This window comes from Stenotrophomonas sp. PvP093 (genome assembly GCF_017876915.1).
Lineage (GTDB): Bacteria > Pseudomonadota > Gammaproteobacteria > Xanthomonadales > Xanthomonadaceae > Stenotrophomonas > Stenotrophomonas muris.
In genome coordinates this window covers 2,635,930-2,653,522 of record NZ_JAGIOX010000004.1, presented here as the reverse complement: position 1 = coordinate 2,653,522, position 17,593 = coordinate 2,635,930, and the positions used below count along the sequence as shown (strand labels likewise).

Sequence of the window (17,593 nt, the reverse complement as noted above, 5' to 3'; positions counted from 1 at the left end):
GGAAATGCGGACAGGCTGGATTTGACCTTCCCACGATGGCAAGGTTTAGCCTGTCCGCATCCAGAAGGAGCCCCGGGAATCCGATCATGAGCACGCCCCGCGCCACTGCAGCCCCCGCAAGCCCTGCCACCATCAGCCTGCCCATCGAGGGCATGACCTGTGCCAGCTGTGTCGGCCGGGTCGAGGCGGCGCTGTCCAGGGTCGAAGGCGTGGGCAGTGTTTCGGTCAATCTGGCCACCGAGCGCGCGGATATCCGCCCGTCCGGTCCGGTCGATCGGGCCGCGTTGATCCAGGCGGTGGAGCGGGTGGGCTACGACGTGCCCGCTGCCACCACCGAGCTGTCGGTCGAGGGCATGACCTGTGCGTCCTGCGTGGGCCGAGTCGAACGTGCGCTGTTGGCCGTGCCCGGCGTCAGCCAGGCCAGCGTGAACCTGGCCACGGAGCGCGCCACGGTGCGTGGCATGGCGGAAGTTGCAGCGCTGGTCGCCGCGATCGACAAGGCCGGCTATGACGCACGCGTGATTGAAGCCGGCGTGCAGTCCGATGACGAGGCCGCGGAAAAGAAGGATGCCGAGCGCGCCGAACTGAAGCGCGACCTGATCGTGGCGTCCGCGCTGGCGCTGCCGGTGTTCGTGCTGGAGATGGGGTCGCACCTGATCCCCGGCATGCACGAATGGGTGATGTCCACCATCGGCATGCAGGCCAGCTGGTACCTGCAGTTCGTGCTGACCGCGCTGGTGCTCGCCATCCCGGGCCGCCGCTTCTACCAGAAGGGCATCCCCGCGCTGCTGCGGCTGGCGCCGGACATGAATTCGCTGGTGGCGGTGGGCACTGCCGCAGCGTTTGGCTACTCGGTGGTGGCCACGTTCCTGCCGACGCTGTTGCCGGCGGGCACGGTGAACGTCTACTACGAAGCAGCGGCGGTGATCGTTGCGCTGATCCTGCTCGGCCGCTTCCTTGAGGCCCGGGCCAAGGGCCGCACCTCCGAGGCGATCAAGCGACTGGTCAATCTGCAGGCGAAGGTTGCCCACGTGGTCCGTGACGGCCGGACGGTGGATGTCCCGGTCAATGAAGTGCTGAGCGGCGACGTGGTGGAAGTGCGCCCGGGCGAGCGCGTGCCGGTCGACGGCGAGGTGGTCGAGGGCCGCAGCTACATCGACGAGTCGATGATCAGCGGCGAGCCGATCCCGGTCGAGAAGCAGCCGGGCAGCAGCGTGGTGGGCGGTACGGTCAACCAGAAGGGCGCACTGACGGTACGTGCCACGGCGGTGGGCGCGCAGACCATGCTGGCGCAGATCATCCGCATGGTCGAACAGGCGCAGGGCTCGAAGCTGCCGATCCAGGCGGTGGTCGACAAGGTCACCCTGTGGTTCGTGCCGGCGGTGATGCTGGCCGCGCTGGCGACCTTCGCAGTCTGGCTGATCTTCGGGCCCTCGCCAGCGCTGAGCTTCGCGCTGGTCAATGCGGTGGCGGTGCTGATCATTGCCTGCCCGTGCGCGATGGGGTTGGCGACGCCGACCTCGATCATGGTCGGGACCGGCCGTGGCGCCGAGATGGGTGTGCTGTTCCGCAAGGGTGAAGCGCTCCAGTTGTTGAAGGATGCACAGGTGGTGGCGGTGGACAAGACCGGCACGCTGACCGAAGGGCGCCCGCGCCTGACCGATCTGGAGATTGCTGCCGGCTTCGATCACAACACGGTGCTGGCGGCAGTTGCCGCAACGGAGTCGCGCTCGGAGCATCCCATCGCCCGCGCGATTGTTGATGCCGCGACCGGCCAGGGCATCGCGTTGCCGGGCATGGTCGACTTCGAATCGGTCACCGGCATGGGCGTGCGGGCCAGTGTCGAGGGTGCACGCGTGGAGGTCGGTGCCGATCGCTTCATGCGCGACCTGGGCGTGGACATCACTTTGTTTGCGACGCTGGCGGCAGAGCTGGGCATCCAGGGCAAGTCGCCGCTGTATGCCGCCATCGACGGCCGCCTGGCCGCAATCATCGCGGTATCCGATCCGATCAAGCCGAGCACGCCGGCCGCAATCGCGGCACTGCATCAGCTTGGCCTCAAGGTGGCGATGATCACCGGTGACAACGCTGGTACCGCGCAGGCGATCGCGCGCCAGCTCGGCATCGACGACGTGGTGGCCGAGGTGCTGCCGGAAGGCAAGGTCGAGGCGGTGCGCCGCTTGAAGGCCACACATGGCCATGTCGCCTTCGTCGGCGACGGCATCAACGATGCGCCGGCGCTGGCCGAGGCCGATGTCGGCCTGGCCATCGGCACCGGCACCGATATCGCGGTCGAGTCGGCCGATGTCGTGCTGATGTCGGGCAACCTGCAGGGCGTGCCGAATGCCATTGCACTATCGAAGGTGACGCTGGGCAACATCCGCCAGAACCTGTTCTGGGCCTTCGCTTACAACACCGCATTGATTCCGGTGGCGGCCGGCGTGCTGTATCCGGTCTGGGGCGTGCTGCTCTCGCCGGTGTTCGCGGCCGGTGCGATGGCACTGTCCAGCGTGTTCGTGCTGGGCAACGCGCTGCGCCTGCGCCGCTTCCAGCCGCCGATGGCGGACGCCCCCGCCGCGATCCATTGAGGGAGAACCGCATGAATATCGGTGAAGCCGCCAAGGCCTCCAGCGTGTCGGCGAAAATGATCCGCTACTACGAACAGATCGGCCTGATTCCTGCGGCTGATCGCACCGAGTCGGGCTACCGGGCGTACTCGCAGGCGGACATCCACCGCCTGCGCTTCATCCGCCGCGCGCGCGACCTCGGCTTCCAGGTGGCCGAGATCACCGATCTGCTGGGCCTGTGGAATGACACCTCGCGGCACAGCGCCGACGTCAAGCACCTGGCCGAACAGCACATTGCCGACCTGGAGCAACGCATCGAGCACATGCGGCAGATGGCCGACACGTTGAAGTCGCTGATCAGCTGCTGCGCGGGTGACGAGCGCCCGGAATGCCCGATCCTGGAGCGGTTGGGCGAAGACCATGATGCCCCGGTGCCGGTCGTCGCCGCCAAGACCGGCGCGGTGCGGCGACGCGCACAGAAGCATTGAATCGATATCGCGTGCACTGAAAAGCCCGCCCTGTGACATGCACGGGGCGGGCTTGGTTCTGGATGCAGTTCAGGGAATCAGGCAGTGCGAGGCGGGAAGCCGGCATCGTTCACCGCGGCGAACACCTGTTCCTGCGACGCGGTGGTCTGCACCTTGACCAGCCCGGTCGGCGGATCGGCCACCACGCTGGCGTTGGGATCGATCTGCTGGATCGCACGGGTCACGCTGCGCGCGCAGCCGCCGCAGGTCATGCCGTCGACATGGAATTCCATCTGTAGCTCCTTCGCTGCTCTTGGGATGGGACCAGTGTGCACCTTCCAACGATGGCAGGGTCAAGCGTCGGGCTGAACGACGAACAAGGCGCGGACAAAAAAAACGGCAGCCACCTGTACCAGCGCGGCTGCCGTGGAGGAACGTCCCCGCCAGGGCAGGGCACGGGTTGCACCGGGGCGCGCCCGGGCAACCCGGTGCGGGCTTAGAACTTCCAGTTCACGCCGAAGTACAACTGGCGACCGGCGTACAGGTTGGACAGCAGGCGGGCCTGGCTGTCGTTGCCGATGTAGCTGCGCAGCTCGGACTTGGTGGCGTTCAGCACGGCAGCCGTCACCGTCCAGTCCGGGGTCAGGTTGTAGGCCACGTTCAGGTCAAGCTGGCTGTACGGCTTGGTGTAGGTGGTCATGCCATTGTTCAGCCCGCCGACCACTTCACCGCGACGGTTGTACGAGGCACGCGCCAGGAACTTGTCGTTCTCGTAGAACACGGTGACGTTGGCCTGGTTCTTGGCGCTGCCGACCAGCGGCGATGAGCCGATTTCCTCGCCGTCCAGCACGATCGAGGCCAGGTTGGTGTCGTTGTAGGTGTAGTTGGCCTGCACACCCAGGCCGAAGTCGAAGGTGTACTGGCCATACAGCTCCACGCCCTGCGAAACGCCATCGCGGCCGTTGGCCTGGGTCTCGTACTTCTGCACGGTGACCGACTGCCCGCCGACGTTCATCTGCTGGTCGCGCACCACCGGCACGGTGAAGTTGTCCACGTTCTTGCGGAACAGCGAAACACCTGCGACCGCGCCCGGCTGGAAGTACCACTCCAGGCCCAGGTCGAACTGGACCGCCTTGAACGGCTCCAGCGCCTTGTTGCTGCCCGAGCCGTACCAGCCGGGCGTGTCGGTGCCGCCGGTGACACGGCGATCGTTGGCGTACTCCTCGCTGATGTAACGCAGGCCACCGGGATAGGCGATGCTGGTGTAGCTCGGGCGCGCGACCACCTTCGACGCCGCACCGCGCAGCACCAGGTTGTCGGTGATGTCCCAGGCAATGTTGAAGCTCGGCAGCACGTCGGTATAGGTCTTCTCCAGCGACGACAGGGCGTACACCTTGTCGCGCACCTGGGCGTCGGGCAGGCGGACGAAGCCACCCTGGCAGCGCAGGTTCGGATCGGCGGCCGGATCATCGCAGCTCATCGGCGCGCCGCTGGCGTTGTCGACGAAGTAGTCGTTGAAGCGCTCGACCGAGTCGCTGGACTGGGCGAACTGCTTGGTGCGCACCACGCGCACGCCGACGTTGCCGCGCACGCGCTCGGTGCGGAAGTTGGCCTGGAAGTAGCCGGAGTAGATCTTCTCGTTGACGTCGTAGACGAAGTCTTCTTCGGTGCGGTTGTGCGAGCCGCCGTAGGTCTTGTTCAGGTAATCGATGTAGGCCGGGTAGTTGATGCCCGGGAACACATTGGCGTTGAAGGCGCCGGTGATGTTGCTGATCGGGTTGGACAGGAAGAAGCCCGGCTGCGCGTTGCCAGCGGTCGGATCGCAACCGGCCTGGTAACGGTTGTTGTCATAGTCGGACGGGTCCAGGCCCGGGCACACCCAGTAGGTGTTGCCGGTGTTGCGGTGGACCTTGCCGTCGCGGTACTTGGCACCGAACTGGATCGAGTCCAGCCAGCCGGCCTCGAACAGCTTGGTGACGTCTGCCTGGAAGTAGTTCTGCTTGACTTCGGTCTGCATCCACGACGAGTCGGTGGAACCGGTATCGACTTCGGCGACGCCGGCCATCAGCTGCTGCTGCAGGTCGGGAGAGAACTGCACCGACGGCGTGCCGGTGAGGTCCCACGCGGTGTACTGGTTGCCGGACTGCCACTGGTTGCCCACCTTGCGGCGCGGCTTGGCCGACATGCGGAAGTTCATCGACGGACCACCTTCGGACCAGGTGCGGCCGCCGGTGAACGAGGCTTTCCAGAGGGGGCTGATGTCCCAGTCAATGGTCAGGTCCGCGGTCTGCGACAGTGCCTTTTCCTTGCTGTAGCCGCCGGTGAGCTGCGGGGTGGGGATGGTGCAGTCGTCCGGGCCCCAGCCACCGGGCTTGAGGCCGGCGGCAGCCGCTTCATCCTCGCTGCAGTAGTAGGTCTTACCGGCCAGCTTCTGGTACTGCGCGCCGGTGACGATGCTGCCGCTCGGATCGAAGTCCAGGCCATTGAGCAGACGGCCGCCGGCCCAGTTGCCGTCCTGGTTGTAGCGGGCCAGGTTCCACTCCGGCACCTTCAGCATGTTCTGGGTGTAGTCACCCTGCAGCTCGAAGCGGAAGTAGTTGGCCGTCATCGTGACGTTGTCGACCGGCTTGAACTGGAAGGTCAGCTGCCCGCCCTTGCGTTCGCGCTTCTCTTCCTTCACCGCGAAGTTCACCGAGGTCGGCATGAAGAACTCACTGTAGTTCTTGCCGGTCTGGTTGTTGAAACCGGACTCGCCCCACCAGTAGTGGATGCCATCCTGCTCCAGCAGGTTGCCGTTGGCATCGCGGGCGGTGGTGCCGTTGCCGTACCACTGGTAGTCCTCGGTGCTGGCCTCCATGGTGCGGGTAGTGCGTTTCTGCTGGGTCACGCCGACCAGCACGCCGAAGCGCTCGTCCTTGCTGTGCCAGGAATACAGCGCCGACACCTGCGGATCGACGTCGTGGCTGGTGTCTGAGGTGGTGCCCTCCAGGTTCACGTAGCCGGAGTTGGATTCCATGTCGAGCGGACGGCGGGTATGCAGGATGACCGTGCCGCCGATGCCGCCTTCGTCGATGCGTGCTTCCGGCGACTTGAACAGCTCGGCGCTGGACAGCATGTTCGACGGCAGCAGGGTGTAGTTGAAGGAGCGGGTCGCTTCGTTGTTGGTCTCCGACGAGGCGACGAAGTTGCCGTTCAACTGGGTCAGGGTCAGGTCCGGTGCAAGGCCGCGCACGCTGACGCTCTTGCCTTCGCCACCGCTGCGGGTGATGACCACGCCGGGCACGCGCTGCAGGGCGTCGGCCACATTCTTGTCGGGGAACTTGCCGACGTCTTCGGCGGTGATCACTTCGACCACGGCGTTGGCATCGCGCTTCTGCTCGAGGCTCTTTTCAATGGCGTAGCGGTAGCCGGTGACCTGGACGCTGTCCAGAGTCGTGGCGTCCTGCGAGCTGGTGGTCGTGGCCTGCTGCGCGGCGGCGCCTGCCGGAATGACGGCGGCAGCCAGGGCCAGCGCGATGGCCAGCGACAATGCGTCCTGGCCGTGCGTACGTGTTGAATGCTTCATTCCCATCTCTCCCTCTCTCCTGGATTGATCCGGTGACGTGGCACGGACAACTTGAATCGATCTAATTTGAAGTGAATTTGTCGCTGTCGCCATGCAGTGGCAGTAGCACCGCACGCGTGGCCTGGTGTACGTCCTGTTGCTGCTCCCCCAACTCCCGGCCATCGCAGCGTCGTCTTGGATCGATCTAAGCGATGGGCGGGCGATTTTTAGCATGGGTCGCCCTTGGGCGCATGCTGCTCCGCAATATGGTACTGGCGTGGCGTAGGGATGACGGTTTGCTGAAATCAGTGAAATCGTTTTCGTGCGCAGGGAGGGGGGCGGCAGGGCTGCGCCCTGCACCTGCGGGTAGTGCCGGCCGCTGGCCGGCAAGAGCCAAAGCCAAAGCGGCTCTGGGTTGTCTGGGTTTGGCGGTGCGGTGTGGACTGGCAGGACACGCCGTAAACCCTTCCATAGGGGCTCGATGGCGCCATCCATGGCGCCAACGGTCCTGCCAGCCCACACCGCCCCACCTTTGGCAGTTTCCCGGTGACGGTTGGACTGATCCTGGAGCGACATGGGGTCATGGGGTCAGATCCGTTTCCCGTTGGAAAACGGATCTGACCCCGGATTGATTTCGATATCTGACAGAGATTCATCCACGCATGGCGTGGATCCATCCACAGTTCGCGGAAATCTGTCGAAGGCGGGGTGGGTCCGGTTGCGGGGGTGTCCGCGGCATGGATGCCGCGGCCAAGCCCCCAGGGATGGGTTTACGGCGTCCCTCGCAACCGGACCCACCCCGCCATTCCACGGATCGCCGGCTTTTGCTGTTGCTTCGGCTGTTGCTTCTGAGGTTGCCGGCCAGCGGCCGGCACTACCGCGGGTGCAGGGCGCAGCCCTGCCGAATACCCCCTCATGCTGCGCCGCAGAATGCATTCGGCTGAACCTGCATGCTCTACTTGAATCGATCTAAATCCACGGTCACGTGGGTCGGGCGTCATTCCAGGGGGAGCCTTCTGCCGGTCCAGGCAGAGCTCAGCGGAACGGTGCCGGAAGGCCCGGGCCGTCTGTCTCTGCGTCATCGACTACAGGAACCCGACATGCGTCCAGTGCCGTCCGCTCCCGCCGTCCCATCATCCTCGCGCCCGCTGGCGCGCCTGGCCTGCCTGCTTGCGCTGTCGGCGGCGCCGATGCTGCTGCAGGCCGCGCCGGCAGCGCTGGAGCGCGAGGTCAACACCTTCATCGGCAGCAAGGACGACGGCAACACGTTCCCGGGTGCGTCGGCACCGTTCGGCCTGATCCAGGTCAGCCCGATCGGCAGCCACTATTCGGGTTGGCGCTATGACGACGAGAAGATCCGTGGCTTCGGCCACTCCTTCATCTCCGGTGCCGGCTGCTGGGAACAGGGCGGCCAGGTGTCGGTGCTGCCGGTCACGGGCTCGATCGGTCCGGGCGGCGATTTCGATACCGGCAACGCCAGGCAGTTCGACCACAAGGCCTACGCCGCGTCCTACACCCACGATGGCGAGGTCGGCCAGGCCGGCTACTACAAGGTGCGGCTGACCAGCTACGGCGGCATCGATGCCGAGGCGACCGCGCGTACCCGTGCTGCGGCCGAGCGCTACACCTTCAGCCAGCGCAGTGGCGATGGCCACGTGCTGGTCAATGTCGGCCAGGCCAACGAGCGCCATTCGGTGATCGGCAGCGTGGTCGATGTGGTCGGCGACCGCGTGGTCGAGGGCAAGCTGGTCACCAAGAGTTTCTGCGGCGGCCATCAGTACACCACCTGGTTCCGCATCGAGTTCGACCGTCCGTTCAAGGCGCATGGCACCTGGGGTGAGGGCGGCGGCCTGCCGGGCGCGCGCCACAGCATGGAAGGCGAGCAGAAGCCGAACGGTGCCTGGCTCAGCTTCGACCTGGCCAAGGGCCAGTCGGTGACGGCGGTCAGCGCGATCTCGCACGTGGATGCCGAAGGCGCGCGCACCAACCTGCGTGCCGAGGGCATGCAGGGTGGGTCGCTGCTCGGTTTCGACCGCATGCGCGCGCTGTCGCAGCAGGCCTGGCGTGAGCAGCTTGGCCGTGTACGCGTGCAGGGCGGCACCGCCGATGACCGCACCGTGTTCTACAGCGCGGTCTACCACGCGCTGCTGCAGCCGATGACCGGCAACGATGCCGATGGCCGCTACCGCGGCTATGACGATGGCATCCACCGTGCCGAAGGCTGGACCTATTACGAGTACTTCTCGCTGTGGGATACCTACCGCGCGCAGAACCAGTGGCTGGCACTGACCCGCCCGGACGTGGCGCGCGACATCGGCCGCACCCTGCTGGCGATCGATGAGCAGGGCGGTTGGCTGCCGCGCTGGGGCTATGCCAACTTCGAAACCAACATCATGACCGGCGATCCGGTCACCCCGTTCATGGTCGACCTGTGGCGGTTCGGTGCACTCAAGGGCCGTGAATCGCAGGCGTGGGATGCGCTGCGCCGCAATGCCTTCGGCACGCCGCCGCTGAACTCGCGCATGGCCGGCCGCTCCGGCAACCCGACCTACCTGGACAAGGGCTACGTGGCCTATGACCGTGCGTTCCCGTCCAAGGGCATGGACGTCGATCCGCACCACGGTGGTTCGGCCACGCTGGAGTACGCGCTGGCCGACTGCGCGCTCTCGCAGATGGCCGACGGCCTGGGCCATGCCCAGGATGCGGCGACGCTGCGCGAGCGCGGCCGCAACTGGCGCAAGGTGTGGGACCCGCAGGTGCGCGACGCCGAGACCGGCTTCACCGGGTTCCCGCGCCCGCGTACCGAGGACGGCCAGTGGTACACCCCGTCCGACGGCCATTACAGCCCGCGTTCGCACCACGGTTTCCACGAGGGCACGGCGTGGCAGTACCAGTGGCTGGCGCAGCAGGACGTGCCGGGCCTGGTCGAAGCGATGGACGGCCGCGAGCAGGCGGGCCGCCGCCTCGATGCGTTCTTCGCGATGGACGCGCTGCAGGCCGATCCGCTCAATGCCGCCCGCAAGGCGTGGGTGGTCGGGCCGTACAGCTACTACAACCAGTTCCGCTACAACCCGAACAACGAGCCGGACCTGCACTCGCCGTGGCTGTACACGCTGATCGGCCAGCCGTGGAAGACCGCGGCCGTGGTGCGTGCGGCGCAGCAGCTGTTCACCAATGCCCCCAACGGTGTGACCGGCAACGATGACCTCGGCACGATGTCGGCCTGGTACCTGTTCAGTGCCATCGGCGTGTACCCGGCGGTGCCGGGCAGCGGCCAGTTCCTGCTGCACACCCCGCGCTTCAGCAAGGTGGAAGTGGACATGGGCAATGGCCGCACCCTGCGCATCGACGCGCCGGGCGCCGATGGCCGCCGCCTGCAGTATGTGCAGGGCGTGCAGGTCGATGGCCAGGCGCATGCACCGGTGTGGCTGGACTGGAACCGCCTGCAGCAGGGCCCGCGCGTGCGCTTTGCGCTGGATGCGAAGGTGCCGGAGCAGGGCTGGGGCACGGCGGTGAAGGATCTGCCGGTATCCTGGTGCGCGGCACCGGGCAGCCAGCTGCGCTGAGCCGGACGGTGCCGTTCGCGGTGACCCAGCGAACGGCACGGCACGACACGGCCCTGATCCATTAGGCTTGAGCTTCCAGCGGAGTCCGGGAAGACGATGAACGACAACGGCAGCAGTCCCAGCAAGCGCGCCGGTAAGGCGGTGACGGTGACCGACATCGCGCGTGCGATCGGCGTGTCACGGGCAACCGTGTCGCTGGTGCTGCGCGGCAGCCCGCTGGTCAATGTCGATACCCGCGCCAAGGTCGAGGCCGAGCTGCGCCGCCAGCGCTATGTCTACAACCGCGCGGCGGCCAACCTGCGCCGGCGCACCTCGTCGAGCATCGCGCTGGTGATCAACGACCTGTCCAACCCGTTCTTCGCCGAATTCGCGTCAGGCGTGGACGAGGCGCTGGGCGGGCGCGGTTACGTGACGTTGCTGGGCAGCACCGGGGAATCGCCAGAGCGCCAGCAGGCCGTGCTGTCCACGCTGATGGAGCACACCCCGGCCGGCCTGATCCTGTCGCCTGCCGAGGGCAGCGACACCGCGCAGTTGCGGCAGGCGCTGGGCGCCAATGCCAACGTGCTGCTGTTCAACCGCGAACTGGCCGGGGCTGACTGGGACTTCCTGACCCTGGACAACCAGCACGGCGCCTATCTGGCCACGCGCCACCTGATCGAGCGCGGCCATCGCCAGATCGCCTTCTTCGGCGGCCACGCCGCATCCAGTTCCTGCCACCAGCGCCGCGCCGGTTTCCAGCAGGCGCTGGCCGAGGCCGGGCTGTCGCTGCCGCCGGGTTGGATGATCGAGTCGGCGCCGAACCGCCTGGAAGCAGCAGCGCGCACCGATGAACTGTTTGCCGATGGCCATCGTCCGAGTGCGGCGGTCTGCTACAACGACACCGTCGCGCTGGGCCTGATGCTGGGCTTGAACTCGCGTGGCATCCGTCCCGGTGGCGACTTTGCCGTTACTGGTTTCGATGACATTTCCGAGGCTGCGGTGGCGGTGCCACCGTTGACCACGCTCACTGCCGACCCGCGCGAGCGTGGCCGGCAAGCGGCCGCGCTGCTGCTGCAACGGCTGGACGAACCGGATGCGCCGCCACGGCGCACGGTCGCGCCGGTGCAGCTGCGCATCCGCGAAAGCAGTGCTGCGCGACCGAACTGATTCCTTTCATACACCCCTTCCACGCAACAACGACCTTCCGCGCATCGAGGCGCGTACCGCATGCCGATTTCCGCAACGCCCCGTCCATCGGGTTCCTCGGGCAACGCACCCGCCGTCACCAACGGCAAGGCGTTGGCTGTCGTCACCACGATCTTCTTCATGTGGGGCTTCCTGACCTGCCTCAATGACATCCTGATCCCGCACCTGAAGGCGGTGTTCGAGCTGAACTACGCCAAGGCGATGCTGGTGCAGTTCACCTTCTTCGGCACCTATTTCCTGATGTCGCTGCCGGCGGGGCGGTTGGTGGCGGCGCTGGGCTACAAGAAAGGCATCGTCGCCGGCCTGGTGATCGCCGGCATCGGCGCGCTGGGCTTCTGGCCGGCGGCCGAACTGCGCGTCTATGGCGCCTTCCTCGGCGCACTGTTCGTGCTGGCCACCGGCATTACCGTGCTGCAGGTGGCCGCCAACCCCTATGTCGCGCTGCTGGGCCCGGAGCAGACCAGCTCCAGCCGCCTGACCCTGGCGCAGGCGCTGAACTCGCTGGGCACGGCCATCGCCCCGATCTTCGGCGGCATGCTGATCCTGTCCAACACGGTCAAGAGCGCTGACGACATCGCGGCGCTGCCGGCCGCCGAGCAGCTGGCCTACCGTGCCGCCGAGGCGCAGGCTGTGCAGGGTCCGTACGTGGGCCTGGCGGTGGCGTTAGTGCTGCTGGCGCTGTTCGTATTCCTGTTCCGCCTTCCGGCGCTGAGCGACGCCACCGAGCAGGCCGACCAGGGCCACCACCACAGCTACCTGGATGCGCTGCGCAAGCGCCACCTGCTGCTGGGCGTGCTGGGCATCTTCTTCTACGTCGGCGCCGAAGTGTCGATTGGCAGCTTCCTGGTCAACTACCTGTCGATGCCGAACATCGGTGGCTTCAGCGAGCAGCAGGCCACGCATTACGTGTCTGCCTACTGGACGATGGCGATGATCGGCCGCTTCGCCGGTTCGGCGCTGCTGGCGCGCTTCTCGCCCAGCCGTCTGCTGGCGATCTTCGCGCTGGTCAACGTGGCGCTGCTGGTCACCACCATGCTGAGCTCCGGCAACGTCGCGCTGTACTCGGTGGTGGCCATCGGCCTGTTCAACTCGATCATGTTCCCGACCATCTTCGCGCTGAGCATCGAGCGCCTCGGCCCGCTGACCAACAAGGGGTCCAGCCTGCTGATCATGGCCATCGTCGGCGGTGCCGTGGTGCCGTACCTGCAGGGCGTGCTGGCCGACCACATCGGCGTGCAGGCCAGCTTCATCCTGCCGCTGCTGTGCTACGGCTACATCATTTTCTACGGACTGGTCGGTGCGCGTACGCCGGCCTCCGCAACGCAGGGAGGCTGAGTCCGGAATGGGTGCCATCGTTTGCTTCGGCGAAATTTTGATCGATCTACTAGCACAGCCGCCGGCCTCGGCCGACACCCCGCGTGCGTTCCTGCAGTACGCCGGTGGGGCGCCGGCCAACGTCGCGGTGGCGGCTGCGCGGCTGGGTGCGAAGACCCAGTTCGTCGGCATGCTGGGCCGTGACATGTTCGGCGACTTCCTGGCCGACAGCCTGGTCGAGCACGGCGTGGGTACCGATTACATCGTGCGCACCGACGCGGCCAAGACCGCACTGGCCTTCGTGGCTCTGGATGCCAATGGCGAGCGCAGCTTCAGTTTCTACCGCCCGCCGGCGGCTGACCTGCTGTTCCGTGACAGCGACTTCCAGGCGGCGTGCCTCGACAGCGCGCAATGCTTCCACGTCTGTTCCAACAGCCTGACCGAGCCGGCCATCGCCGAGGCGACCTTCGCCGGCATGGAACGGGCCCGCGCTGCCGGTGCGGTGGTCAGCCTGGACCTCAACCTGCGTCCTGCCCTGTGGCCGGCGAACGAGGACCCGGCGCCGCGCCTGTGGCAGGCGCTGGAACGCGCCGACCTGGTCAAGCTGTCGCGCGAGGAGCTGGACTACCTGGCCGCGCCGCTGGGCGCCGATGGCGAGGCGGCGGTGCTGCGGCGCCTGCTGGCCGCGCGGGCGCGCTGGGTGATCGTCACCGATGGTGCAGCCACGCTGCACTGGTACACCCGCGACAACCACGGCACGGTCACCAGCTTCCGCGTGGCCACGGTCGACACCACGGCGGCCGGTGATGCCTTCGTCGGCGGCGTGCTGGTCGGCCTGCTGGAGCGCGGCGGGGCCGGTGCCGGTTTTACCGCCTTCTGCCAGGACCCCGAGGCGATCACCGCCACGCTGCGCTTCGGCGCTGCGGTCGGCGCGCTGGCTGTTACCCGCAAGGGCGCGTTCGCCGCGATGCCCTCGCTCGATGAAGTGCAGCAGCTGCTGCAGGCACAGGACATTACCGCATGAGCACCGCGCCCGATTTCCGTTCGCCCGCGTTCCTGCGCGCGCACATCGCCGACACCATGGCGTTCTACCACCCGCGCTGCATCGATCCCAATGGTGGCTTTTTCCACTACTTCCGTGATGACGGCAGCATCTACGATGCCAGCCATCGCCACCTGGTGAGCAGCACCCGCTTCGTCTTCAACTACGCGATGGCCTACCGCGAGTTCGGCAATGCCGAGTACCGCGACGCGGTCGAGCACGGCGTGCGCTACCTGCGCGAGGTGCACCGCAACCCCGCCACCGGCGGCTACGCCTGGACCCTGCGTGATGGCAAGGTCGAGGACGACATGAACCACTGCTACGGCGTGGCCTTCGTGCTGCTGGCCTACAGCTGCGCGCTGAAGGCAGGTATCGAGCAGGCCGGCGCGTGGATGGACGAGACCTGGCAGCTGCTGGAAGCGCGCTTCTGGGAGCCGCAGCACGGGCTCTACAAGGATGAAGCGGATGGCCAGTGGAACTTCACCGGCTACCGTGGACAGAACGCCAACATGCACATGTGCGAGGCGATGCTGGCCGCGTTCGAGGCCAGTGGCGAGCAGCGCTATGTGGAGCGCGCGCTGCAGCTGGCCGACAACATGACCCGCCGCCAGGCGGCCAAGGCCGGCGGGCTGGTCTGGGAGCACTACGATGAGAACTGGGAGATCGACTGGGACTACAACCTGGACGACCCCAAGCACCTGTTCCGCCCGTGGGGCTTCCAACCGGGGCACCAGACCGAGTGGGCCAAGCTGCTGCTGATCCTTGATCGCCACGTGCAGGCCGACTGGCTGGTGCCGACCGCGCAGCACCTGTTCGACGTGGCCGTGGCGCGCAGCTGGGACGACGCGCGAGGCGGCCTGTACTACGGCTTCGCACCGGAATCGCGCCGGCAGCCGGGCATGGATGGCGCGCCGATCGGCGGCGACAGCTTTGTCTGCGACGACGACAAGTACTTCTGGGTGCAGGCCGAAACGCTGGCGACCGCCGCACTGATGGCCAAGCGCACCGGCGATGACCGCTACTGGCAGTGGTACGAACGCATCTGGGCGTATTCGTGGGAACACTTCGTCGACCATCAGTTCGGCGCCTGGTTCCGCATCCTCGATGCCGACAACCGCAAGTACAGCGACGAGAAGAGCCCGGCCGGCAAGGTGGATTACCACACCATGGGCGCGTGCTACGAAGTGTTGAACGTGGTGCGTTGAGGCGCGTGTCGCCATACGCATGATGAATCGGAATCAGTAGCGCCGGGCCACGCCCGGCGGAAAAACAGGAGCTCCGCGTGCATCGTCTTTCCCTCGTTGTCCGTCTGCTCCTGCTGCTGGTCGCAACGTCGGCCTTCCCGGCAATTGCAGCGCCTCTGCAGGCACAGTGGGAGTTCCGCATGCTGCCCGGCGACGCGCAGGGCGCCGCCCACCCAGGCCTGCAGCAATGGCGTGCGGCAACGGTGCCGGGCAGCGTGCACACCGACCTGCTGGCGCATGCGCTGATCCGCGACCCGTACGTGGGTGCGCCCGAAGCGGAGCTGCAATGGATCGGCCTGGCGGCCTGGGAGTACCGCGCGCGCTTCGACGTGGACGCGGCGATGCTGGCCAAGCCCCATGCCGAACTGCGCTTCGACGGGCTGGACACTTATGCCGAAGTAAGCCTCAACGGCAAGCCGCTGCTGCGCGCGGACAACGCGCACCGGACCTGGCGCGCGCGCGTGGAAGGGCATCTGCGCGCCAGGGGCAATGAACTGCAGATCGTGTTCCGCTCACCGATCCGCACGCTGCTTCCGGGCGTACAGGCGATGCCACACAGGATCGCTGGCAACTACCCGTCGCCGTATGGCGATGAGCCGAAGGACGCGATGGTCGGAAACTTCGCGCGCAAGCCGGCCTACCACTTCGGTTGGGACTGGGGCCCGCGTTATGTCACCGCCGGGGTCTGGCGCGGGGTCGACCTGCAGGCCTGGGATACGCACCGCCTGACCAGTCTTGCCGTGCGCACCGATGCATTGAGCGCGGAGCAGGCGAAGCTGGCGGTGCTGCTGCAGGTGGAGCAGGGCAGCGCCACCGGTTCTGCGGTCGTCAATGTGGAAGTCCTCGATCCGCAGGGTCGCAGCGTGGCCCAGCAGCAGCGCACCGTACTGCTGAAGCCCGGGCAGAACAGTGTTGAACTACCGATTGAACTGGCGGAACCGAAGCGGTGGTGGCCGGTCGGCCATGGTGCGCAGGATCGCTATACCGTGCAGGCGCGCCTGGATGGCGGTGCCGACGCAACGCTGGTGCGCGAGCAGCGCATCGGCCTGCGCACGGTCGAACTGCGCCGCGAAGAGGACGGCAAGGGCGGGCAGGGCTTCGCCTTCGTCATCAACGGCGTGCCGATCTTCGCCAAGGGCGCCAACGTCATTCCGTTCGATGCCTTCCCCGCCCGCGTCGACGCAGCACGCCTGCGCCAGGTGCTGACCGCCGCGCGCGACGCCAACATGAACATGCTGCGCAACTGGGGCGGTGGCTACTACGAGGACGACGCGTTCTTCGACATCGCCGATGAGCTGGGCCTGCTGGTCTGGCAGGACTTCATGTTCGGCGGCGGCATGCAGCCGGGCTATGATCCGGCCTTCCGTGCCAGCGTGGTGGCCGAGGCGCGCGACAACGTGCGCCGGCTGCGCCATCACCCCAGCATCGTGCTGTGGTGTGGCAACAACGAGGAAGAAACCGCCTGGAAGGACTGGGGTCACGGCCGCGACCTGAAGGCGGCCGACCCGGCATTTGCGGCGAAGGTCTGGCAGGGCTATGTCGACCTGTTTGGCAACGACCTGCGCCAGGTGGTGGGCGAGGAAGGACTGGGCGTACCGTACTGGTCCAGTTCGCCCAGCAACGATCTGGACGAGAAGGCCAACGATTCCACCCGCGGCGACAAGCACTACTGGCAGGTCTGGGGCAATCCGGCGCTGCCGGTGCAGGCCTACCTGCGTGAGACGCCGCGCTTCATGTCCGAGTACGGGCTGCAGGCGTGGCCGTCGGTGGCGACGGTGGACCAGATCGCCACCCGCGCCGAGCAGCGCATCGACAGCCCGGTGATCCGTGCGCACCAGAAGTTCATGGCCGGCGAGGGCAACAGCCGCCTGTTGCACTACATCGAACAGGGCTATGGCACGCCGAAGGACTTCGAGGACTTCGTCTACCTCAGCCAGGTCATGCAGGCCGATGGCATCGCACTGGCGGCGCTGCATCATCGCGCCTCCCGGCCATACACGATGGGTTCGCTGTACTGGCAGCTCAACGATGTCTGGCCAGGCGCCTCGTGGTCCAGCGTGGATTATTTCGGCCGCTGGAAGGCGCTGCACTTCGCCGCGCGGCGCTTCTTCGCGCCGGTCACGGTAGCCGCGCTGCGCGATGAGGGCAGCACGCGGGTACGCCTGATCAATGACGGTGTGGCGCTGGATGCACGTTGGCGGCTGCGGGTGATGGACGTGGAAGGGAAGGTGCTGCGCCGTCGCGAGGATGCGGTGACGCTTGCGGCGTCGGGCGTCACCTCGATCGGTGATTTTCGCGATGCCGAGTTGCTGGCCGGTGCCGATCCGAAGCGCACGGTGGCGGTGTTTGAACTGCTGCAGAACGGGGCGGTGAGCGCACGGCAGGTGGTCGGATTCGTCGAAGCCAAGGACCAGGTATTGCCGCGGCAGAAGCTCAAGGCCACCTTGTCCATCGAAGGCGACCACTATCGACTGCGGCTGGAAAGCGCGGCGTACGTGCGCGCGGGGTGGATCGACTTCGGCGCGCTGGACGTGCAGGTCGAAGAAAACCTGCTGGATCTGCTGCCGGGCGAAACCCGCGATATCGCGGTGCGCGGCCCGGTGGATCTGGTTACCCTGCGCGAGGCGCTGAGGGTGAAGACCCTCAACGACCGTTGAGGGATAT

Annotated in this window: 10 protein-coding genes; 8 read left to right on the top strand and 2 right to left on the bottom strand. The window is 66.7% G+C overall.

Annotated elements, in window-relative coordinates; translation table 11 throughout:
- The first annotated feature begins 86 nt into the window (after positions 1 to 86).
- Positions 87 to 2,588 (top strand): heavy metal translocating P-type ATPase, encoded by a 2,502-nt coding sequence (locus tag J3A72_RS14700; protein ID WP_075076820.1) that lies wholly within the window; start codon positions 87 to 89, stop codon positions 2,586 to 2,588.
- A gap of 11 nt (positions 2,589 to 2,599) precedes the next feature.
- Entirely contained in the window at positions 2,600 to 3,055 is a 456-nt protein-coding gene (cueR, locus tag J3A72_RS14695) for a Cu(I)-responsive transcriptional regulator (protein WP_049440847.1), read from the top strand.
- A gap of 77 nt (positions 3,056 to 3,132) precedes the next feature.
- Here cueR and J3A72_RS14690 read toward each other — a convergent pair whose 3' ends face one another.
- Complete coding sequence (locus J3A72_RS14690) at positions 3,133 to 3,327, bottom strand: heavy-metal-associated domain-containing protein (protein ID WP_008267227.1); 195 nt, start codon at positions 3,325 to 3,327, stop codon at positions 3,133 to 3,135.
- 203 nt (positions 3,328 to 3,530) lie between these two features.
- Positions 3,531 to 6,605: a TonB-dependent receptor gene (locus J3A72_RS14685; protein WP_075076821.1), complete on the bottom strand. Its 3,075-nt coding sequence runs from the start codon at positions 6,603 to 6,605 to the stop codon at positions 3,531 to 3,533.
- 1,073 nt (positions 6,606 to 7,678) lie between these two features.
- On the opposite strand from J3A72_RS14685, the gene J3A72_RS14680 reads away from it, so the two are divergent.
- The 6 genes from J3A72_RS14680 to J3A72_RS14655 all read left to right on the top strand — a co-directional run bounded on the left by J3A72_RS14680 (position 7,679) and on the right by J3A72_RS14655 (position 17,586).
- Entirely contained in the window at positions 7,679 to 10,144 is a 2,466-nt protein-coding gene (locus J3A72_RS14680) for a GH92 family glycosyl hydrolase (protein WP_075077211.1), read from the top strand.
- Between the two features lie 96 nt (positions 10,145 to 10,240).
- Complete coding sequence (locus J3A72_RS14675; RefSeq protein WP_014646964.1) at positions 10,241 to 11,290, top strand: LacI family DNA-binding transcriptional regulator; 1,050 nt, start codon at positions 10,241 to 10,243, stop codon at positions 11,288 to 11,290.
- Between the two features lie 60 nt (positions 11,291 to 11,350).
- Entirely contained in the window at positions 11,351 to 12,664 is a 1,314-nt protein-coding gene (fucP, locus tag J3A72_RS14670) for an L-fucose:H+ symporter permease (RefSeq protein WP_032957977.1), read from the top strand.
- A 7-nt stretch (positions 12,665 to 12,671) separates the two neighbouring features.
- A complete protein-coding gene (locus tag J3A72_RS14665) occupies positions 12,672 to 13,667 on the top strand; it encodes a carbohydrate kinase (RefSeq protein ID WP_075077212.1) in 996 nt (331 codons plus the stop codon).
- A complete protein-coding gene (locus J3A72_RS14660; protein WP_075077213.1) occupies positions 13,664 to 14,890 on the top strand; it encodes an AGE family epimerase/isomerase in 1,227 nt (408 codons plus the stop codon). Before J3A72_RS14665 ends, J3A72_RS14660 begins: the two co-directional genes overlap by 4 nt.
- Positions 14,891 to 14,967: 77 nt before the next feature.
- The gene (locus J3A72_RS14655) at positions 14,968 to 17,586 is read left to right on the top strand and encodes a glycoside hydrolase family 2 protein (protein ID WP_075077214.1); all 2,619 of its coding nucleotides are present in this window, start codon (positions 14,968 to 14,970) and stop codon (positions 17,584 to 17,586) included.
- Positions 17,587 to 17,593: the final 7 nt, after the last annotated feature.